The 21,259-nt window shown below is 64.4% G+C and carries 17 protein-coding genes; 5 read left to right on the forward strand and 12 right to left on the reverse strand.

Annotated features, from left to right (window positions below):
• Positions 1-43 precede the first annotated feature (43 nt).
• A complete protein-coding gene (locus ACO1XS_RS19130; RefSeq protein ID WP_331569663.1) occupies positions 44-751 on the reverse strand; it encodes a FadR/GntR family transcriptional regulator in 708 nt (235 codons plus the stop codon).
• 702 nt (positions 752-1,453) lie between these two features.
• On the opposite strand from ACO1XS_RS19130, the gene ACO1XS_RS19135 reads away from it, so the two are divergent.
• The 4 genes from ACO1XS_RS19135 to ACO1XS_RS19150 all read left to right on the forward strand — a co-directional run bounded on the left by ACO1XS_RS19135 (position 1,454) and on the right by ACO1XS_RS19150 (position 7,026).
• A complete protein-coding gene (locus ACO1XS_RS19135) occupies positions 1,454-1,858 on the forward strand; it encodes a heme-binding protein (protein ID WP_331569494.1) in 405 nt (134 codons plus the stop codon).
• A gap of 57 nt (positions 1,859-1,915) precedes the next feature.
• Complete coding sequence (locus tag ACO1XS_RS19140) at positions 1,916-4,099, forward strand: malate synthase G (RefSeq protein ID WP_486391433.1); 2,184 nt, start codon at positions 1,916-1,918, stop codon at positions 4,097-4,099.
• 616 nt (positions 4,100-4,715) lie between these two features.
• A complete protein-coding gene (locus ACO1XS_RS19145) occupies positions 4,716-6,107 on the forward strand; it encodes a sialidase family protein (RefSeq protein WP_486391464.1) in 1,392 nt (463 codons plus the stop codon).
• A 190-nt stretch (positions 6,108-6,297) separates the two neighbouring features.
• Complete coding sequence (locus ACO1XS_RS19150; protein WP_331569500.1) at positions 6,298-7,026, forward strand: DeoR/GlpR family DNA-binding transcription regulator; 729 nt, start codon at positions 6,298-6,300, stop codon at positions 7,024-7,026.
• A gap of 37 nt (positions 7,027-7,063) precedes the next feature.
• Here the strand turns inward: ACO1XS_RS19150 and ACO1XS_RS19155 are convergent, their stop codons facing one another.
• From ACO1XS_RS19155 to ACO1XS_RS19205, 11 genes are all read right to left on the reverse strand, one after another.
• Positions 7,064-8,110 (reverse strand): ABC transporter permease, encoded by a 1,047-nt coding sequence (locus ACO1XS_RS19155; RefSeq protein ID WP_331569502.1) that lies wholly within the window; start codon positions 8,108-8,110, stop codon positions 7,064-7,066.
• Positions 8,107-9,663: a sugar ABC transporter ATP-binding protein gene (locus tag ACO1XS_RS19160; protein ID WP_331569504.1), complete on the reverse strand. Its 1,557-nt coding sequence runs from the start codon at positions 9,661-9,663 to the stop codon at positions 8,107-8,109. The genes ACO1XS_RS19155 and ACO1XS_RS19160 overlap by 4 nt, the downstream gene beginning before the upstream one ends.
• 73 nt (positions 9,664-9,736) lie before the next feature.
• Entirely contained in the window at positions 9,737-10,744 is a 1,008-nt protein-coding gene (locus ACO1XS_RS19165; protein WP_331569506.1) for an autoinducer 2 ABC transporter substrate-binding protein, read from the reverse strand.
• Positions 10,745-10,851: 107 nt separating this feature from the next.
• A complete protein-coding gene (locus tag ACO1XS_RS19170; protein ID WP_331569508.1) occupies positions 10,852-11,895 on the reverse strand; it encodes an ABC transporter permease in 1,044 nt (347 codons plus the stop codon).
• A 92-nt stretch (positions 11,896-11,987) separates the two neighbouring features.
• A complete protein-coding gene (gene rbsK / locus ACO1XS_RS19175; protein WP_331569665.1) occupies positions 11,988-12,923 on the reverse strand; it encodes a ribokinase in 936 nt (311 codons plus the stop codon).
• Complete coding sequence (locus ACO1XS_RS19180) at positions 12,923-13,444, reverse strand: RbsD/FucU family protein (protein WP_331569510.1); 522 nt, start codon at positions 13,442-13,444, stop codon at positions 12,923-12,925. The genes rbsK and ACO1XS_RS19180 overlap by 1 nt, the downstream gene beginning before the upstream one ends.
• A gap of 79 nt (positions 13,445-13,523) precedes the next feature.
• A complete protein-coding gene (locus ACO1XS_RS19185; protein ID WP_331569512.1) occupies positions 13,524-15,920 on the reverse strand; it encodes an aldehyde dehydrogenase family protein in 2,397 nt (798 codons plus the stop codon).
• Between the two features lie 14 nt (positions 15,921-15,934).
• Positions 15,935-16,939 carry a deoxyribose-phosphate aldolase gene (gene deoC / locus ACO1XS_RS19190; RefSeq protein WP_331569513.1) on the reverse strand — a complete coding sequence of 335 codons (1,005 nt, stop codon included), beginning with the start codon at positions 16,937-16,939 and terminating at the stop codon, positions 15,935-15,937.
• Between the two features lie 105 nt (positions 16,940-17,044).
• On the reverse strand, positions 17,045-18,601 hold the full coding sequence (locus tag ACO1XS_RS19195; protein ID WP_331569515.1) for an FGGY-family carbohydrate kinase: 1,557 nt from the start codon (positions 18,599-18,601) through the stop codon (positions 17,045-17,047).
• A 186-nt stretch (positions 18,602-18,787) separates the two neighbouring features.
• Positions 18,788-18,940, reverse strand: a complete 153-nt coding sequence (locus ACO1XS_RS19200; RefSeq protein WP_331569517.1) for a DUF6496 domain-containing protein — start codon at positions 18,938-18,940, stop codon at positions 18,788-18,790.
• 119 nt (positions 18,941-19,059) lie between these two features.
• The gene (locus ACO1XS_RS19205; protein WP_331569667.1) at positions 19,060-19,740 is read right to left on the reverse strand and encodes a FadR/GntR family transcriptional regulator; all 681 of its coding nucleotides are present in this window, start codon (positions 19,738-19,740) and stop codon (positions 19,060-19,062) included.
• Positions 19,741-19,992: 252 nt separating this feature from the next.
• On the opposite strand from ACO1XS_RS19205, the gene dgoD reads away from it, so the two are divergent.
• Positions 19,993-21,141, forward strand: coding sequence for a galactonate dehydratase (gene dgoD / locus ACO1XS_RS19210; RefSeq protein WP_486391434.1), 1,149 nt, complete (start codon positions 19,993-19,995; stop codon positions 21,139-21,141).
• The last annotated feature ends 118 nt before the right edge of the window (positions 21,142-21,259 follow it).

The following is a 21,259-nucleotide window of genomic DNA, read 5'->3' on the forward strand; positions in this document are numbered from 1 at the left end:
GGAATTGAAAGCACGCCGCCCGTTTGACGACGCGCCGTGAAGCTCAGCGGCAGATTCCGGCTTCTGCCAGCCGCCGAGCGGCGTTGTACATGTGCGTGCAGGCGGCATTGCGTGCGGCCATCGGGTCGCCAGCACGGATTGCAGCCACGATCGCGGCATGTTCTTCGCGCACCTGCCGCGCAAAGTCGCCGCGCAGCGCCTCGTTGCGACGTGTCACGACCGTGCCCGCTTCCAGGTATTGATTGAGGAACGTCAGCGTCTTGAGAAAGTACGGATTGCCCGTCGCCACGGCGATGGCACGGTGAAACGCAACATCTTCCGCGACGCCGTCATTTCCCTCCGCCCCCGCCGCGTCGATTTTTGCGAGGGCTGCATCGATAGCTGCCATATCGGCCGCGGTACGGCGCATCGCAGCCTCGGAGGCGACTTCCGCTTCAATGGCGCGCCTCAGTGCGAGGATTTGCACGACGGCGCTCGGTTCCACCGCCTCCGCATAATCGATGCGCAAGGGCCGGATGCCGGCCCGCTCGACGATGAACACCCCACTGCCCTGGCGCGGTTCGACCACGCCTTCGTTCTTCAGACGCGACACGGCCTCGCGAATAACGGTTCGGCTCACGCCGAACTCCTGCGCCAGCACGGCTTCCGTCGGAAGTTTCCCGGTCCGCGCGAACGAGCCCTTCTCGATCTGCTTGAGCAATTGCTGCGCGACGGTGTCGCTCAAGGCACGCACAGGAATCTTCTCGAACATCGGGCGGGACATAAGATGCGTCGCTCATCATCAGGTGATGCGGTCATCATACAAGTTTGCCCTCGAGCTCCTATCGGGACAAACCCGGGGGCACTCGCGCATCGATTGATCGAATTGGGCGCGATTGAGCGCTCGTTTCGGCCAATTGAATTGCCGCGACGGGGGCTACACTGTTTTCCATGGAGCGAGACGTTGGCTCCATCCACACGCTCCCCTCGTGTGGCGATTCAAAGTACCTGAAGACCAGTTGCACCAACGAAGTTTGTCCGACGTAGTGGTATCGCCGCAGTCGCATCACCGGCAGTTGGCAGTACGCAGTCGCATCACCGGCAGTTGGAAGTACGTGGTTGGCAATACGCAGTTGACAGTACGCAGTCGCATCGCTCGTAGCTCGCAGTTCGGATCATCGCAATCAGCAGCACGGGGTTACATCCTGGAACCGGGGGAACGGCGCGGGCACCTGAGTTTCCGCCCAAGGCCGCTTGGCAGCACGCAGTATCTGTATGTAGCAGGTGGTTGAGGCCGCTGACGCTGGAAACAGCATCGGCGGCCTTTGTTCGTCTGCCGCCGCACGAGGCGGCGGGGCCGCAACGCACCCGGCGCGGGCCGGATCGCGGTACATTGTTCTCTGCACGTTTTCGCGGCACGCTTCTCGCACCGCGAAAACGAAGCTGAACGACGAACCACCAGAGAGCACACGACATGCAAACCAAACCGGTACTCGGTCTTGCCGAAATCGACGACCTCCTCGCCGCGGCCCGCAGCGAAGCGCAACGTCATGGCTGGGCCGTCAGCATCGCGCTCGTCGACGACGGCGGCCATCCGCTCGGCCTCGTAAGGCTCGACGGCGCATCGCCATCGAGCGCTTACCTCGCCACCGAAAAGGCCCGCACCGCGGCGCTCGGGCGGCGCGAATCGAAGCTTTACGAGGACATGATCAACGGCGGACGCGTCGCTTTTCTCAGCGCGCCGATCAGCGCCACGCTCGAAGGCGGCGTGCCTATTCTCGTGAATGGGCAATGCGTCGGCGCGCTCGGCGTGTCGGGCGTCAAGTCCGATCAGGACGCGCAAGTCGCCAAGGCCGGCGCCGCGCGCCTCGCAGCCTGAGCCGGTTCCCTCTTCTCAACGTATCAGCAAGTCAACCCGCATACTGACCGACCGACCATGGACAATCCGATCGACCATCACGGGCTGCGCGTCGCCCCAGCGCTCAGCCGCTTCATCGAAGACGAGGCGATGCCCGGCACGGACCTCGATGCCGCCGCGTTCTGGCAAGGCTTTTCGGCGCTCGTGCACGAGTTGGCGCCGAAAAACCGCGCGCTCGTCGCCGAACGCGAACGCCTTCAGACGGCGCTCGACGAATGGCACCGCGCGCATCCGGGCCCGGTGCGCGATCTCGCGGCCTACCGCGCGTTTCTCGAGCAGATCGGCTATCTCGCGCCGCTGCCGCCGCATTTTCAGATCGACACAGCCGGCGTCGACGAGGAGATCTCGGAACAGGCCGGCCCGCAACTGGTCGTGCCCCTTTCGAATGCGCGTTACGCACTGAACGCGGCAAACGCCCGCTGGGGCAGCCTCTACGATGCCCTCTACGGCACCGATGCGCTGCCCGAAGACGGCGGGGCGACGCGCTCGGGTGCCTATAACGCCGTGCGCGGCGCAAAGGTGATTGCATACGCTCGCACGTTTCTCGATCAGGTGGCTCCGCTCGCGAACGGCTCGCATCGCGATGTAACGCGCTATGCCGTACGGGATGGCCAGTTGAGCATGGAAACGGCCAAGGGCGTCACGTCCCTCGCCGAGCCGGCTCGGTTCGTCGGCTATCAGGGCGAGCCCGAATCGCCTTCCGCCATTCTGCTCAAGCACAACGGGCTGCATGTCGAAATCCAGATCGATGCCGACGCACCCATCGGCCGCACGGACCCAGCGCATGTCAAGGACGTCGTGCTCGAAGCGGCAGTCACGACGATCATCGATTGCGAGGATTCGGTCGCGGCCGTCGATGCCGAAGACAAAGTCCTGCTCTATCGCAACTGGCTCGGCCTGATGCAAGGCACGCTGACCGAGTCCGTCTCGAAGGGCGGCACCACGTTCACGCGCCGGCTCAATGCGGACCGCAGCTATCGCGCGCCCGATGGCGGCACGCTCGCGCTGCATGGCCGCTCGCTGCTGTTCGTGCGCAACGTGGGCCATCTGATGACGAACGGGGCGGTGCTCGATCGCGACGGAAACGAGATTCCCGAGGGCATCCTCGACGCTGTCGTGACCACGCTGTGCGCGCTGCACGACCGCCAGCGCAAGACGAATTCGCGCACCGGCGCGATCTATATCGTCAAGCCGAAGATGCACGGGCCGGCCGAAGTGGCGTTCGCCAACGAGCTGTTCGATCGCGTGGAAGACCTCTACGGTTTGCCGCGTCATACGATCAAGATGGGCATCATGGACGAGGAGCGCCGCACGAGCCTGAATCTCGCCGCGTGCATCGCCGCGGCCAGCGGCCGCGTCGCGTTCATCAACACGGGCTTTCTCGACCGCACGGGCGACGAAATTCATACCGGCATGGAAGCGGGGCCGATGCTACGCAAGGGCGATATGAAGAGCTCGAAGTGGATCGCCGCGTACGAGCGCCATAACGTACTCGTCGGCATTGCCTGCGGGCTGCGCGGTCGCGCGCAAATCGGCAAGGGAATGTGGGCGATGCCCGATCTGATGCGCGCCATGCTCGAACAAAAGGCCGCTCAACTGCGCGCGGGTGCGAATACGGCATGGGTGCCTTCGCCTACTGCAGCGACGCTCCATGCGCTGCACTATCACGAGGTCGACGTGCAGGCCGTCCAGCGATCGCTCGAAGGCGTCGATTACGCGAGCGAGCGCGACGCGTTGCTCGAAGGGTTACTGACCGTTCCAGTCGTCGAAAAAGCCGCGTGGTCCGAAGACGAGCTTCGCAACGAAGTCGAAAACAATGCACAAGGCATCCTGGGCTACGTCGTGCGATGGATCGATCAAGGGGTCGGCTGCTCCAAGGTGCCTGACATCCACAATATCGGCCTGATGGAGGATCGCGCGACGCTGCGCATCTCGAGCCAGCATATTGCCAACTGGCTCCATCATGGCGTCATCGACCGATCGTTCGTCGAGGAAACGTTCCGCCGGATGGCCGTCGTCGTGGACAAGCAAAACGCCGGCGATCCGAACTACCGGCCGATGGCGCCCGAGTATGACGCGTCGGTGGCGTTCGAGGCCGCTTGCGCACTCGCGCTGCAAGGCCGGCAGCAGCCGAGCGGGTATACCGAACCGCTGTTGCATAACTTCCGGCTCGAGTACAAACGCCGTCTGAAGCAGCATTGACCAGACCGTCCATCGGTCGGCCAGCCGCCCGCGCCTCGAGACATGGGGCGACGCGCTGGCGCGCGCAACCATTGCACAATGCCGTCTACATGACGCTCTATCACAAGTCCTACGCGGCGATCGGGTGATTCCTACGCTGCCACAATAGCCGCGATCTTACGTATCTTCGTAGTAGGCGGCCTCATTGGCCGCCTTTTTCTCGCCCCCAAGAATTGTTACAAAAATCTCACGATGGGGGTCCGCGGATTACCTAAAGTGCATTTGCCGTTCCCCGCGAGGTCGGGCTCGTACGGAAACGGCAGGTCCGTCCCAGTCGCGGCACTCATGCCGTGGCTGGACGACGCGGCAACCGACGCGCTGGCGTTTCCAGCGCTTGCGGCCCTGCGGCAGTTGAAGCGGTAGTGTGTTTGGCGAGCAAAAAAGCACAAAGACGTGAGGCACGCCGAGGATGCAATCGTCGAAACTCGGACGAACGGGGCGCAGGACTTGCCACGTCGTGCGTTTTTGTAGCGGCACCTCCGGCTGGCTGACGCGGGTCGCATCGAGAGGGGTGTCTTCCATGCGACTCAAATACAAGCCTCGTACGTTCATTCGCGCCATTCCGGCTGCGGTGGTGATGGCGGCGGCCTCGGCTGCGGCCACGGCGGCAACCGTCGATCCGGTGGTGGTATCCGGCCCGAGTCCATTCGCCTCGTGCACGATCGGTGGCCCGGGCACCAGCTACGTCAACGCTGAAGTGGAACCCTGGGTGGCGGTCAATCCGGCCAATCCGTCGAATGTGATCGGTGCCTGGCAACAGGACCGCTGGTCCAATGGCGGTGCGCGCGGCCTCGTCGCCGGTTATTCGTTCGACGGCGGCCAAACCTGGGCGCAGACGAATCTTCCGTTCTCCGCCTGCGCCGGCGGCCTGGGCTACGAGCGCGCGTCCGATCCGTGGGTTTCCATCGGTCCCGACGGAACGGCTTATAGCGTGTCGATCTCGTTCAATCAATCGAACAACAATAATGCAGTCGCCGCGGCCGTTTCTAAAGATGGCGGAAAGACATGGGGCAATCTGAGCGTGATCATTGCCGATAACGAGCCGTCGCTGCAATTTTTCAACGACAAAGAGTCGGTCACGGCCAATCCGACGAAAGCCGGCGTGGCCTACGCCGTATGGGATCGGCTCGAACTGCCCAACGGCAATCCGTACGCGAACTTGCATACGAGGGCCTATCGCGGGCCAGCGCTCTTTTCGAAGACGGTGGACGGCGGACTCACCTGGAGTTCACCTGCCCAGATCGTCACGGTGCCGTCGCGGCAACAGACGATCGGCAACCAGATCGTCGTCGATCCACGCAACGGCACGCTCTATGATTTCTTCGATCTGATTACCTCGCCTTCGAACGGCACCCCGTATAACGTCGCGTTCATCAAGTCGACCGATGATGGCGCGACGTGGACGAAGCCGCGACTCATTGCCGATCTGCGCACGGTGGACGTCGTCGATCCGAACACGAACGAGCCGTTGCGCACGGGCGATATCATCCCCGAGCCGGCGATCGATCCGGCGACGGGTCAGCTTTACGTCGTCTGGCAAGACGCGCGCTTCAGCGGCGGGCAGTACGACGAGATCGCGATCTCGACATCGACCGATGGCGGCGCAACATGGAGCGCTCCCGCGCGCGTGAATACGCCGACGGGGCGGCTCGCGTTCAACCCGGCGGTCCGCGTCAATTCGTCGGGCACCGTCGCCGTGACGTATTACGACTTGCGCAATTTGGCGGCCGGCAACACGACGACGCTACCGACCGACTATTGGCAGACGACGTCGACCAATGGCGGAGCGAGTTTCGGGAATGAAGTGCATCTGGCGGGATCGTTCGATCTGAAGCTCGCGCCGTTCGCGGAAGGGTATTTCGTGGGCGACTACGAAGGACTCGACGCGCGGGGAACCTCGTTCTTGCCGTTCTTCGTGCGGACCAATACGACCACGGCCAATCCCACGGATGTCATCGCAGCACCCTGAACCGCAGGTCGACCGGCAGCGGTCGCTGAGATAGCGGCCGCTGCCGAGCGAACGACGTCCCTCCGCCCCCGTTGCCTGCCAACTCTCGCTCGTAATTGTTATAATTCGCTCATACCGCCGATATAAAAATAACGCCCTGTTATCGGTGCCCATGACGAATACGACGGCAGCGGCCCAGACCCACGCTCCTATGCTCAAGACCGAACGCCTGCGCTCGCTCGCCGACGCGCTCGCCAAGCACAATGTCATGCGTCTGCGCGACGCAGCTTCGCTGCTCGGCGTTTCCGAAATGACGGTGCGTCGCGATATTGCCGCGAATCCCGAGCGCTTTACCTATCTCGGCGGCTATATCGTCAGTGCGGTCAACGTGCCGAATGCGGCGGGCTACTCGCTCGAACAGGAAAAGGACCACTTCGCCCAAGCCAAGGCACAAGCTTCGGCGCATGCGGCCGTGCTGATCGCCGATCACGAGACGATCTTCATCGATTGCGGCACGACACTGACTTCGCTCGCCCGGCTGATACCGGCCACGATGCACATTACCGTCGTCTGCTATTCGCTCAACGTTGCCGAGATTCTGCGGCGCATGCCGAACGTACGCATGATCCTTCTGGGCGGCGTCTACGTGCCCTCCTCCGACTCGTTCACGGGTGACGAAAGTCTGGAGATGCTGCGCCGCATGGGGATCAACAAGGCATTCATTTCGGCAGGCGGCATCGATGAGACGCGCGGGGTCACCTGCTGGAATTTCCATGAAGTCGCGCTGAAGCAAGCGGCGATGGATAACGCGGTCGAGCGGCACCTCGTGGCCGATTCGAGCAAATTCGGTATCGTCAAAGCCGTGCGCTTTTCGCAGCTCGGCGATTTCGATTCGATCATCACGGAAAAAGGCCAGACGCTGCGCAAGCGCAAGGCTTGACGCATGCGGTGAGCGGGACGCCGCGCACCGCGTCCCGTCAACCGCGCCGGCGCAGTACGAAAAGCGTCCCGGCGATCAGGATGAACGCGCCGACGATGACCTTCTGCCACGTACTCGGCACGCCAATCAGAATCAGCACATTGTTGATGAGCGTCACGAGCACGACGCCGAGCAGCGTCCCGATGACCGTACCGCTGCCGCCCGTGATGCGGGCACCGCCGAGAATGACCGCCGCGATCACATCGAGCTCGGAGCCTACGAGGTCGAACGGATTCGCAATCCGATTGTTCGATACGTGCAGAATGCCGGCGATGCCCGCAAGAAAACCCGTATAGCCGAACACGAACAGATGCACGGCCCGCAGGTTGTAGCCGAGCCGCTCGGCAATGGCGAGGCTCCCGCCCATCGCATAGACCGCTCGCCCCATCATCGTCCGGTTGAGCAGCCACCACGTCGCGAGCGCCGCAACGACCAGCGCGATCACCGAGATCGGCAGCACCGCGTGCAATCCGTCGGCCGTCCGATAGGCAATGAGCGGTATGCGGCCGAAGCGGTCCATGCTGTGCGGAATGTTCATGAAGAACGTCGTGCCGACGAAAGTCAGCAAGACACCGCGGTAAAGATACTGCGTGCCGATCGTCACGATCAGCGACGGCGCCTTCAACCGATAGACGAGTACGCCGTTGAGCAACCCGAGCAGCACGCCGCCGATAGCGCCTGTCACCAGGATCAACGCAAACGGCGCGTCGGGCCACCACGCGAATACGGCCTTCGTAATGGCATACATCGTCAGCGCGCCGATGGCGGTGAACGACACGTCGATGCCGCCGGAGGCGAGCACGACGAGCGTGCCGAGCGCGAACAGCGACATCGTCGTAGCCGAATGCAGCATGTCGAACAACGTCGCCCATTGCAAAAAGCGCGGATTGAGCGAGGTCACGACGACACAGGTCACCGCGATCAACGCGGCAGTGAACCACTCGGGGTTGCGTGCGAGGCGCGCACGCCAGCTCGCCGCCCGCGCCTTGCGGGACAACTCCAGTGCGTTCGTGTTGGGGGTACTCATCGTTTGATTGATGCTCATACTGGCTCCGCCTGCGCCGGCCCCGCTTCCGCCAACAGCGCCTGATACAGCGCCGCCTCGGTCAGCCCTTCGGCACGATATTCCCCCGCAATGCGGCCTTTTTTCATCATCAGGATTCGATCGCAATTGAGCAGCAACTCCGGCAGATCGTCGCTGATCAGCAAGATGCCGATGCCGCGCTGCGAAAGCCGCTGCATGATCCGGTAGATGATGTCCTTCGATCCGACGTCCACGCCGACCGTCGGCCCATGCAGGATCAGCACATGAGGATCGATCGCAAGCCAGCGGCCGATCAGCACGCGCTGCTGGTTGCCGCCCGAGAGCGACTGCACAGGCTTGTCGATGTCGGGCGTGGCGATCTGAAGTTCCTTGACCGTATCGACGGCCAATGCGCGCGAGCGCTTGCGGTCGATCTGGCCGAAACGGTCGCGCAAGCTCGAAATCATCGCCGTGATGACGTTTTCGCGAATCGACTTGTCGAGAAAGAGCCCTTCGCTCAAGCGGTCTTCCGGTACATAGCCGATCCGGTGCCGCTTGGCATCGGCCGGCGTCGAAAGCGTCACGCGCCGGCCCTCGAGCGTGACGGTGCCCGTATCGGCGGGGCTCACGCCCGCGAGCGCGCGCGCAAGCTCGTTGCGCCCCGAGTCGAGCAAACCGGTCACGCCGAGAATCTCGCCGCGATGCAGCGCGAACGAGACCTGACGAAACTGCTCGCGCCGCCCCAGTTCTTGCACATCGAGGACCACCTCCGCGTGCGAGTCGGCCGCGTCGCGATAGCGCTCTTCCGAAAGCTTGCGCCCCGTCATGAGTTCCGAGAGCTGCGCCTTCGAGTAATCGGCGATCGGGCCTTGCGCGACCTTCTGCCCGTCGCGCATCACGATGACCTCGCCGCCGATCGCAAAACATTCGTCGAGCTTGTGGCTCACGAACAGTACCGTGACGCCTTGCGCGCGCAGCGTCTCGAGCACTTCGATCAGATTGGCGACTTCCTTTTGCGTCAGCGACGTCGTCGGCTCGTCCATGATGACGAACTTCGCTTCGCTCGCGATCGCGCGAGCGATCGCAACGAGCTGTCGCGTCGCGAGCGGCAGCTGTTCGATCAGCGTGCGCTGGAATTCGGCGTCGCTCGGCAGACCCACTGCTTCGAGCGCGCGCCGCGCCGTCGAAAACAGCACGCGCCGGTCGAACGTGCGGGCGAGCCGGCCATCGTGCTCGGCGAGTTCGGCCGTGAGGGCCACGTTTTCCGCCACGCTGAGATTCGGCAGCAGCGAGAGATCCTGATAGACGGTTTCGATACCGGCCGCGAGCGCCTGCAACGGCGAAAGCCGCGCATAGCGCGCGCCTTCGATCACGAGCTCGCCTTCGTCGGGCGGCTGCGCCCCCGAGATGATCTTGATGAGCGTGCTTTTGCCGCAACCGTTTTCGCCCAACAGGTGATAGATCTGGCCGCGCGCGAACGAAAGCGTCACCCCGCGCAGCGCATGCACACCGGTGAAGCGCTTGTGTACGCCTACGACTTGCAACAACGGCTCGCTGGCCTGGTGCTCATTCATCGTGATCCCGCTCGCAATCGAAACGACGAAGCGCGCCCGGCTGCTACTGCCGGGCGCGCGTCTCACGCGCCGATCAGAAGTTGTATTGCTTGTAGTTCGTCTTGTCGACGCTCACCCAACCCTGGCCGCGTGCGATGAGGCCCTTGCCCGGCCCCTTGCTGAAGACGACTTTCTCATAGCCGGGCATGCCGAGATTCAGCGTATCGCCGACTTTGAACGTCTTGCCATCGACGAGCATCTTCGCGATCTTGTTCATCGCCTCGCCGGCCAGCTTCGGATCCCAGAACGCAATGCCGTTGATCGCGCCGCTTTCGAGGTACTTGCCGGCTTCGGCCGGCAACCCCGTGCCGAACACGCAGACCTTGCCCTGCAGGCCCGCTTCCTCCACGGCGCGCCCGATGCCGAGCACGTCGAGCGACGACGATCCCTGGAAGCCCTTGATGTCCGGATGCTTGCGCAGCACTTCCTTGGCCACTTCGTAGGCACGCGTGCCGTCGTTGTTGGTTTCGAGGTTGTGCTCGACGAGTTGCATCTTCGGATACTTCGCCTTCGCCTCGGCGATGCCGCCTTCGGCCCATTGCACCTGCGAGCGGCTGCCGAGCGAGCCGACGAGCGTCGCCCACTTGCCCTCGCTCTTCATGCAGCTGGCGAGCCTGTCATTGAGCGCGGCGCCGTACGCGGCGTTATCGAAGGCCTCGAGATCGACCATCGTGTTCTTGGCGTTGTCCGCCTCGTGCGTGACGACCTTGATGCCGCGATCCATCGCTTTTTTCAGCACCGGTTCGAGCGTCGGCGGATCATAGGGGACGACTGCCAGCGCGCTCACCTTCTTGGCGATCAGGTCTTCGATGATCTTTGCCTGTTGGGCGGCGTCGGCACGGCCAGGACCGGTCTGGTACGCGTTCACGCCCGTTTCCTTGGCGAATTCCTTGACGCCGTCGTCCATGCGGTTGAACCAGCTGATGCCGGTCACTTTCACGACCGTGACGATCGTCTCGTTCGTCGCCGCTTGTGCCGCGAATACGATGCCGGCGCCGAGTGCGCATGCGGTGAGCGCGAGGCTCAATCGAATCGGTTTCATGCCGTGTGTCTCCTGTGTATTGTTCGCTCGATGCCCCTTGCTACCGCGGCGAACGCCCGAGGCCTTGGTGTTCGCCGACTGCTCGATCCGCTTCGTCCCTGCTGTCTTCATCCCCCGGGGCGAGGCGGCGTCTTGCCGCCGCGCGGCAGCGCGATGCCGAAAATCGCGCGTACGCGTTCGCCGCCCGCAAATGCCAGCGAGAGCAGCAGCAGAAATCCCCACGTACAGTCTCCGAAGAACTGCGACACGTTCATGAGGTTGAACAGGCTCGAGAGAAACTGCAGCACCGTCGCGGCAAAAAACACGCAGACGACGCGGCCGTACCCGCCCGCGGGATTCACGCCGCCCATCACCGCGATCAGAATCGCGATGAGCAGGTACGAGTTGCCGTAGTCCCACTTCGCGCTCATGGTGTGCGTCACGCTCACGAGACCCGCGAGCGAAGCCAGCAGGCCGCATAGCGTATAGGTGGCAATCAGCATTCGCGCGTTCGGCACGCCCGCATAGAACGCGGCGCGCTGGTTGGTACCCATCAGATACAAGCGCAGTCCGAACGGCGTGCGCTTGAGCACCCAGCCCAGCACGAGCGCCGCGGCGAGAAAGATGCAAAACGAGATGGGCACCTGAAAGAAGGTGCCGTTGCCGATGTCCGAAAGCGGCTCGATGTAATCGATGTGCACCGACGCGCCGTTGCTCAGCGCCACGGCCAAACCCGTGAAGACGAGTTGCGTGCCAAGCGTGCAAAGGATCGGCGTGAGCCTCAGACGAGCAATCACCAATCCGTTCAAAAAGCCCCCCGCAAGCCCCATCGTCACGACGATCGCGCAAAAGAGCGCGGTATAGAGCACCGGGGAATCGTCGCCGTTGACGAACTGCGGCACGACGAGTGCGGCGACCATGCCCGACAGGTTCGCAAGACCCACGCCCGAGAGATCGATGCCGCCGTTGCCCGAGAGCATCGATAGCATGATGCCGAACGCGAGCAGGCCGACCTCGGGCAACTGCGAGCCCATCGACTGCAGGTTGTCGATGCCGACGAACTGCCCGTGCGAAAACCCTACCGCGACAAGCACCACGAGCACGTTGACGCTCAATAGAAAGTTGAGCTGCCGGTCGGCGAACCACTGGGCGGGACGGATTGACGGCTTCATGTTGACGACATGCTCCTCCAAATCTTTTGCTCGGACCGTTCGCGTTTGCCGCGCGAAACCTGTTTCACGCGATGTGCGCGTCGCGCTCCGCCTCAGCCCGCGGCCGCAGCCGCACCGAGCAGCGACTCGATTTCCGCGAGTCGCGGCATCGACGGCGCCGTGCCCGGGCGCGTGACCGAAATACCGGCGAGCGCACAGCCGAAGCGTATCGCCTCGACCGGATCGTCGCCGCGTGCAAGCGCGGCCGCGAAGCCGCCCGTGAAGCCATCGCCGGCACCGGCCGTCTCGATGACGGGTCCGCATCGGAACGCCGGCACGAAGACCGAGCGCGCATGCGAGTGCATGAGCGCGCCGGCCTCGCCAAGCGTCACGATGACCGCACCCGCACCCTTCGCGAGCAGCGCATCGGCCGCCTTGCGCGCATCGTCGCGCGAACGCACTTCGATGCCGGTCAGCGTGGCGGCCTCGGTCTCGTTCGGCGTGACATAGTCGCACAGCGCGAAGATATCGTCGGGCAGCGGCAGCGCCGGAGCCGGATTGAGCACCGTGGTCACGCCATGGCGGCGCGCGATCTCGAGGCCGCGACGGGCGGCTGCCACCGGCTGCTCGAGCTGGGTCACGAAGACCTGAGCCGAAGCGATATCGGTTTCGATCGCGTCCGCATCGCCGGCATCCATCGTGCCGGCCGCGCCGGCCGCGACGATGATCGCATTGTGGCCCGTTCCCTCTTCGACGAAGATGTGCGCCGCGCCCGTCGCCATGCCCTCGACACTCGTGGCGCGCGCCACGATCCCCTCCGCCTGCCAGGTCGCGCGCGCGATGTCGCCGAACGCGTCGTTGCCCAACCGCGTGCAAAACACGACCTCGGCACCGGCGCGCGCGGCGGCGACCGCCTGGTTCGAGCCTTTGCCGCCCGGACCCATTGCAAACGTCGAGCCGGCAATCGTCTCGCCGATGAGCGGCATGCGTGACGCCCGGAACGCGAGGTCCGTCACATAGATGCCGAGGATGACGACGCGCCCGCCCATCATGCTGCCTTGGTCGCATCCCCGGAGGGGATTGCCTTCGGGGCATCCCCGGAGGGGATTACCTTCGGGGCATCCGGCGCGAGAATCACGCCCTTGGCGAAAACGAAGCAGCCATAGCCGCGCAGCTCGCCCGTCGCAATGACGCAATAGGCCTTGCGCGCGCGGGCATAAAAAGCGTGACGCTCGATGGACGCGAACGGCACGCTGCGCCCCTCGGCGGCGTCGACCTCCGCTTGCGCCTCGCGCTGCACGGCCGGCAGCGCCTGCGGATCGCCGACGACTTCCATGCGCATCGCGGGCGCCTCGACGTACGTGTCGAGCGGCAAGATCGACAGCACCGCGCGCACGGCTTGCGCCGAATCGGCGCCATCCATGCGCAGCAGGCGGCCCAGCTTCGTATCGCGAGCCACTGAATCCGCGGGGAAATTGGCGTCGCAGATCACGACTTCGTCGCCGTGCCCCATTGCGCTCAGCGCGTAAAGAACATCGGGGTTCAACAGCGGGTTCAGATTCTTCAGCATCTTGTCTCCTGTCTCCTATCGCCTGACGATGCGAGGCATCGGCATTGTATTGCCCGCGCGTCGAGCGCGCCGCCGCGAATCAATCGCCGTAAGGTATCCAAATGTTCTTGACTTGCACAGCCTGGCGCAAGAACGGCAAACCCTCATTCATCGCATCGAACCAGTCGATTTGCCGTCCGTAGTCGACAAATGTCCGTTTCAGGTTGCCGACCGATTCGCGCTCGACGAGCGTCGAATCGGCAGCCGGCCCGAAGCACCAGAGCGCGTCGACGTCGTCGTGCTTGGCCAGCGCGGGCAACAGTGCCGCGCGCGCGCCCGTGACGATGTTCAGCGCGCCGGCCGGCACGTCCGACGTTTCGACGACCTGATAGAAGTCCGTCGCCATCAGCGGGCAAGCCTCGCTCGGCAGCACGACGACGCGATTGCCGAGCGCAAGCGCCGGTGCCACGAGCGAGACAAACGCCGCCAGCGGCGCTTCGTCGGGACACGCTATGCCGATCACCCCGAGCGGCTCATGCATCGCCAACGCCACGCCGCGCAGCGGCGGTGCATGTACGGCACCGTCGAATTTGTCGGCCCACGCGGCGTAGGTGAAAAGACGCGCGATCGATGTCTCGACTTCGCGCGACGCATCCTGCCGCGCTGCTCCAGTGCGGCGCACGAGTTGCTGGGCGAACTCCTCGGCCCGCACGGCAAGGTTCTCCGCGAGATAGTAGAGCACCTGGGCCCGGCCATGCGCGCTCGTTTGCGACCACTTGTCCGCGCTACGCGCCGCCGCTACCGCATCGCGGATGTCCTTGCGGTTGCCGTCGCCGACTTCGCCGACGAAGGTACCGTCGGGCGCGTGAACCTCGCGCGAGTAGCCGCTGTCGGGCCGAACCTGCTTGCCGCCGATATACAGCTTGGCCGTGCGGTCGATGCGCGCAATGGTGTCGTCGCGCTGGCCGACGACCCCGGCCGGCGATGTCGCGCGCGGTGCGGATTCGGCGCGCAATGGCAATCCGCTCCAGCCGGGCGGCTTCAAATACTCGTAGATGCCCTCTTTGCCGCCCTCGCGCCCATAGCCCGATTCGCGATAACCGCCGAACCCGACGGCCGCATCGAAGAGATTCGTCGCATTGACCCACACCACGCCACAGGCAAGACGCGGCGCGATGTCGAGCGCGCGGCCGATCGTTTCGCTCCAGACGCTCGCGGCCAGCCCATAGCGCGAGTTGTTCGCGAGCTCGACGGCTTCGTCCGGCGTGCGAAAGCTCATGACCGTCAAGACGGGGCCGAAGATTTCCTCCTGCGCGAGCGTCGATGCGGGTGCGACGCCGGTCACCAGCGTCGGCGCATAAAAGACGCCGCGCGCCGGCAACTCGACTTCTCGCGGCTGCCAGATCGTGCAGCCTTCACGCCGGCCCGTTTCGACAAGCGCCTCGATGCGCGCGAGCTGCACGCTGTCGACGATCGCGCCCATATCGATGCCCTTGTCGAGCGACGGGCCGATCCGTAGCGTCGCCATGCGGCGCTTGAGCTTGTCGATGAAACGCCGCTCGATGCCTTCTTGAACGAGCAGCCGCGAACCCGCGCAGCAGACTTGCCCCTGATTGAACCAGATGGCGTCGACAACGCCCTCGACGGCACCGTCGAGGTCCGCATCGTCGAAAACGATGAACGGCGATTTGCCGCCGAGTTCGAGCGTCAGCGACTTGCCGGAGCCCGCCGTGGCAGCGCGAATGAGTCGGCCGACTTCGGTCGAGCCCGTGAAGGCGATCTTGTCGACGTCGCCATGCTCGACGAGGGCGGCACCCGTGCGCCCGTCGCCCGTGACCACATTGAGCACGCCATCGGGCAGACCGGCGCGCCGGGCCAGCTCCGCGAACAGCAGCGCCGTCAGCGGCGTGTATTCGGCCGGTTTCAGCACAACGCAATTACCGAGCGCGATGGCCGGTGCGATCTTCCACGCGAGCATCAAAAGCGGGAAGTTCCACGGCACGATCTGGCCGATCACGCCAAGCGGCGTGAAACCCGCGAATTCGCTGTCTTGCAACTGAGCCCAGCCCGCGTGATGCAGGAAGTGGCGTGCGACGAGCGGCACGTCGATATCGCGCGTCTCGCGAATCGGCTTGCCGTTGTCGAGCGCTTCGAGCACGGCAAAGAGACGGCTCTCGCGCTGCACCATCCGTGCAAGTGCGTAGAGGTGGCGCGCGCGGCCCGCGCCGCCCAGCGCTTGCCAGCCCGGCTGTGCAGCGCGAGCGGCCGCGACGGCCGCATCGACATCGGCCGCATCGCCCTGGGCCACGCGCGCAAGCGTTTCGCCGCTCGCCGGCGCCAGCACATCGAATGTCTCGCCGGCCGACGGCGCGCGCCACGCGCCCCCGATGAAATGTCCGAACCGGCCCTCGTGTGCGGCAAGCCACGCACGCGCCGGCTGATCGTCCTCGGGTGCGGGACCGTAATCCATCGAAGCAAAGTACTCGGCTACGCTCATCGCAGTGCGCTCGGTCAGGCTAGAGGGTGTCGGTTGAAAGCGGAATAGCGGCCGCTGACGTGGTGTTCGAGCTGCCGCTCGATATCGGCCAGCAGGCTCGACGCGCCGATGCGAAACAGCGCGGGTTCGAGCCAGGGGCGGCCGAGTTCTTCCTTCATCAGAATTTGATACGCAAGTGCCGATTTGGCCGTGGAGACCCCACCTGCCGGCTTGAAGCCGATGGCGAAGCCCGTTCGCTCCCCGTACTCGCGGATCATGCGCGTCATCACGAGCGAAACGTCGAGCGTGGCGTTCACGCCTTCCTTGCCCGTCGACGTCTTGATGAAGTCCGCGCCGGCCATCATGCAGACCATCGAAGCCTTCGCCACGTTCGACAGCGTGCGGATGTCGCCCGTCGCCAAAATCGCCTTCAAGTGGGCCGCCCCGCATGCGGCGCGAAACTCGCGCACTTCGTCGTAAAGCGCGCGCCAGTTGCCGGTCAGCACGTGTTCACGCGTCACGACGATGTCGATCTCCGCCGCGCCGTCGGCCACCGACGCTTCGATTTCCTTGAGCTTGAGCGGATGCGGGATCAGGCCGGCCGGAAAGCCCGTCGACACGGCCGCAACGGGAATGCCGCTGCCCGCCAGCGCGTCGACCGCGGCCGCGACGAAGCGGTGATAGACGCACACGGCGCCGGTTGTCAGCCGCGCGTCGCCCATGCCGAGCGCCTCGAGGAGGTCGTCGCGAATCGGCCGACGCGCCTTGGCGGCCAGACGCCGCACGCGCGCCTCCGTATCGTCGCCGGCGAGCGTCGTCAGATCGATGCAGGTCACGGCCTTCAACAGCCATGCCGCCTGGGCGTCCTTCTTGACCGAGCGGCGAGTGCCGAGCGTCGCCGTGCGGCGCACGACGGCCGATTGATTGACGCGCAGCGTATCGAACCATGCGGCATCGAACGACACGCCCGCATTACGCAACGGATGAGGCGGCGCAGCGCCACGCAGCGCGACCACCGCCTGGGATGTAGCTTCTGACATGGAAAGATGCCTGAATGGTGCGCCACACAACGCGGCGTGAGCGCAGATTGGCAACCATCCTATATCAGGCGATACGATCGTGACAAGTGCTTGTGATGATTATCTCTACAAGCCTGTCTGATCTGTCCGCAACGCGTGCATCGATTCGCGCAGCGCGGGGTAGAGCGCCTTGTAGACGTCGAACCGTTGCGCGTAGATCGCGCGTCTGCCGGCGTCGGGCCGTGCGTGCTCCCGCAGCGTCACCCAGCCGCGTGCGGCGGCCTCTTCGGTCACGATTCCGGTACCGAGCGCCGCAAGCAGCGCCGCCCCAATGGCGGCCTCGACTTCCTGTTCGATCGTGTAGACCGGATAGCCCGTCACGTCGGCGATGATCTGCATCCACAGATTCGAATGCGCGGCCCCGCCCACGACGATGAGCCGCTCGTCGAGCGACTGCGCGCCCCGCCGTCCCGCGTCGATGTTGTGCTGCAGCGCGAACGCCACGCCCTCCAGCACGGCACGGTAGAGGTGCGCGCGCGTATGGACGAGGTTGAGGCCGACGAATGCACCGCTCGCCTGCGGGTCCCAGATCGGACTGCGCTCGCCCATCAGATAAGGCAGAAACATCACGCCCTCGCAGCCGGCCGGCACTTCAGCGGCGGCGGTTTCGAGCAGTTGGTGTGGGTCGCCGTGCGGGAGCGCGCGCGCCGCCTCGACCTCGGCCTGGCAGAACTGATCGCGATACCAGCTCACGCAAGCCCCCGCGCAGCTGGCCCCGCCGAAGATGTAGAGATCGCGCCGGCCATTGAGCACGTACGGCATGCTGACCAGGCCATGTCGTGCATCGACGGTCTGGTTGATATAGCCCCAACACATGCTTGTGCCGATCATCGCAACATGCTGGCCGGCCCGCGTGACACCGGCCGCCAGCGTGGCGATGGCCGCATCGACGCCGCCGGCAACGATCGGCATGCCCGCCGCGAGCCCGAGCTCGGCGGCCCATGACGCCAACAAGCCGCCCACCGCTTCCGACGATTCGACGAGCCGCTGGGGCATCAGCGCAGCGGGAATGCCCAGCATGGCGAGCGCTTCGTCCGACCAGCTACGGCGCGCGACATCGTAGACGCCGCCGATGTTGCCGGCCGAGCTGTGATCGACGGCGAGCTCGCCGGTGAGCCGGTAGGCGATATAAGCATTGGGAGGAAGAAAGTAGCGGGTCTGGTTCCAGACATCGGGCTTGTGCTCTCGCAGCCACAGCATTTTGGTAAAGCCGTAATAGCTGTCGACACCGTTACCGGTGATGGCCCGCAAACGCTCGACATCGACATGGCGGCGTACCCATTCCACTTGATCGGTCGCGCGCCGGTCCATCCAGATCAGGCAAGGATGAAGCGGGCGAAATTCATCATCGACGGGGATGCCCGACCCGCCGTACAGGCTGCTGATCGCCAGCGCTTTGATGTCGCTTGCCGCGATGCCCTTCGTGCGCGCCTCGCGCGTGCAGGCCGCGATGCAAAGCACCGCTGCGTCGAACCAGACGTCGGGCCATTGTTCGGCCCACAGCGGTCGCGGCGTGTCGGGCCGGTAGCCGTGCGCATGCTGCGCGACGATGGCGCCGCTCGCGTCGACGAGGACAGCTTTCGTACTTTGCGTGCCGATATCGATGCCGATGACGTAATCCATGGCGGGACGTGTCTCCTTCGTTGTTTTTGCGCGCGACGAGCGCGCACGGTCCGCCCACATGCGAACAGTGCGTTTATAGGCCGATCGTCGGGGCGGTGCAACGTCCGGAGCGGGGCAACCGTCCAGGGCGCACTCGATAATGCCGTTCGCGCCCTGGCGCCCATGGCGACATGGACTGTCGGCGCCTTACTTCTCGCTCTTCTTCGGAATCTTGGCGCCGTGCTTGCGCGCCTGATTCAGTGCGATGGCCACAGCTTGCTTTTGCGGTTTGCCGTGCTTCATTTCGGTCTTGACGTTCTTCGAAACGTCTTCGCGGGACGTGCCTTTGCGTAGTGGCATGATGTCCTCCTGGATGGGTTGTCCATACTCGCTCGTCTTCGCGACGGCTTGCTCGTATACAAGCAACGCCCATTCCACACATAACCGGCACGCGCACCGGCGAAGTGCCGAGGGAGGCTTCAGCCCTCGATGCGCCGGCGCGTCGTGCCCAGCAACTCGGCCATGGCCCGCCGCGCCCCATCGGCGTCGCGCTGCCGGATCGCATCGAACACCGCCGAATGCTCGTCAAGCGACGCGTTGAACACCTCCGCGCGTTTCGCATTGAGCAGCAGTTGCGCTTCGAGCGTGCGACCGATCAGCGGTCCGAGCGGCATCAGCAGCTCGTTGCTGCAGGCGGCCAGAATGCCGAGATGAAAACCGAGGTCGGCGCGTACCCATTCGTCGACGGTCCGCGCCGACACCATCGCGGCATGGGCGCGCTCGAGCGCGACGAGCGTCTCGCTCGTATGGGCGCGCGCCGCGAGTTCGGCCGCATAAGGCTCGACCATCTCGCGCATTTCCTGCAGCTTCAACGCGAAACTGAGCGGCGGCGCGACCTGCGAGTACCAATCGAGCAGATCCGCGTCGAGCAGATTCCAGGCATGGCGCGGCCGCACACGGGTACCGACTTTCGGCCGCGATTCCACGAGCCCTTTCGATGTCAGCGTGCGCAGCGCTTCGCGCAGCACGGTCCGGCTCACGCCGAACGAGCTCATCAACTCCGCCTCGCGCGGCAGGATCGTTTCGGGCGCATAGTCGCCCCGCAAAATGCCTGTCGCCAGCAGGTAGGCGACGCGTCCGTGCAGATCACGCTGGATGATGATTCTCCTTTCCAATTGCTTTCGCCGGCCGTTGCGATTCACGGCCGTCGACCGCGATTATCGCGGGGCCTGCGCAAAGCGCAAGCCGTCGATCCGGGCAAGAAGTCGCCGCTATAAAAGTACTATTAATATTACTCTAAACAAAGTTGAGGTACGATACCGTTTTCGGCGCGATCGGACAGCGCCCGGCTGTCCGTCATTCAGGCATTCAGGCCGCCACCGCCCTGCACAGTCAAAGGAGGAGAGGGATCCATGAAAATCACCAAGCTCGAAACGTTCGTCGTGCCGCCGCGCTGGCTGTTTCTGAAGATCGAAACCGACGCAGGGATCGTCGGCTGGGGCGAGCCGGTCGTCGAAGGTCGCGCGCATACGGTTCAGACGGCGGTCGAGGAACTGGCCGATTACCTGATCGGCAAGGACCCGCTCGCCATCGAAGATCATTGGCAGGTGATGTATCGCGCCGGCTTTTACCGCGGCGGCCCCATCTCGATGAGCGCGATCGCAGGCATCGACCAGGCGCTCTGGGACATCAAGGGCAAGCACCATGGCGTGCCTGTCCACGCCCTGCTGGGCGGCCAGGTGCGAGACCGTATCAAGGTGTATTCGTGGATCGGCGGCGACCGCCCGAGCGATGTGGCGAACAACGCGCGCGCGGTCGTCGAGCGCGGCTTCAAAGCGCTCAAGATGAACGGCTCGGAGGAAGTGCAGATCGTCGATACCTTCGACAAAGTCGAACGCGTCATCGCGAATGTGGCGGCCGTGCGCGAGGCGGTCGGCCCGCACGTGGGCATCGGCGTGGACTTCCACGGTCGTATTCACAAGCCGATGGCGAAGGTGCTCGCGAAAGAGCTCGATCCGTACAAGCTCCTGTTCATCGAAGAGCCGGTGCTCTCGGAAAACGCCGAAGCGCTGCGCGACATCGTGAACCAGACGAACACCCCGATCGCGCTCGGCGAGCGGCTCTATTCGCGCTGGGACTTCAAGCAGATTCTGCAAGGCGGCTACGTCGACATTCTCCAGCCGGACGCCTCGCACGCGGGCGGCATCAGCGAGTGCCGCAAGATCGCGACGATGGCCGAGGCCTATGACGTCGCGATCGCGCTGCACTGCCCGCTCGGCCCGATCGCGCTGGCGGCGTGCCTGCAACTCGACGCCGTCAGCTACAACGCATTCATTCAGGAGCAAAGCCTCGGCATCCACTACAACCAGGGCAACGACTTGCTCGATTACATCCGCAACCCCGAAGTCTTCAAGTACGAGGACGGTTTCGTCTCCATCCCGCAAGGGCCCGGACTCGGTGTCGAAGTCGACGAGGCGAAGGTGCGCGAGATGGCGAAAGTCGGACATCGCTGGCGCAACCCGGTTTGGCGCCACGAGGATGGCAGCGTCGCCGAGTGGTAACCGCGAAGCGCCGCACGGCGCTGCGCGATGCCGCGTAACGTTCGCCCAACGTTACGTTCGTTCAACGTTACGCCCGTAACGGCACGCGCGTAACGCCCGCCGTTTCGGGCGCTCTCGG

It is taken from the genome of Trinickia sp. (genome assembly GCF_057351765.1).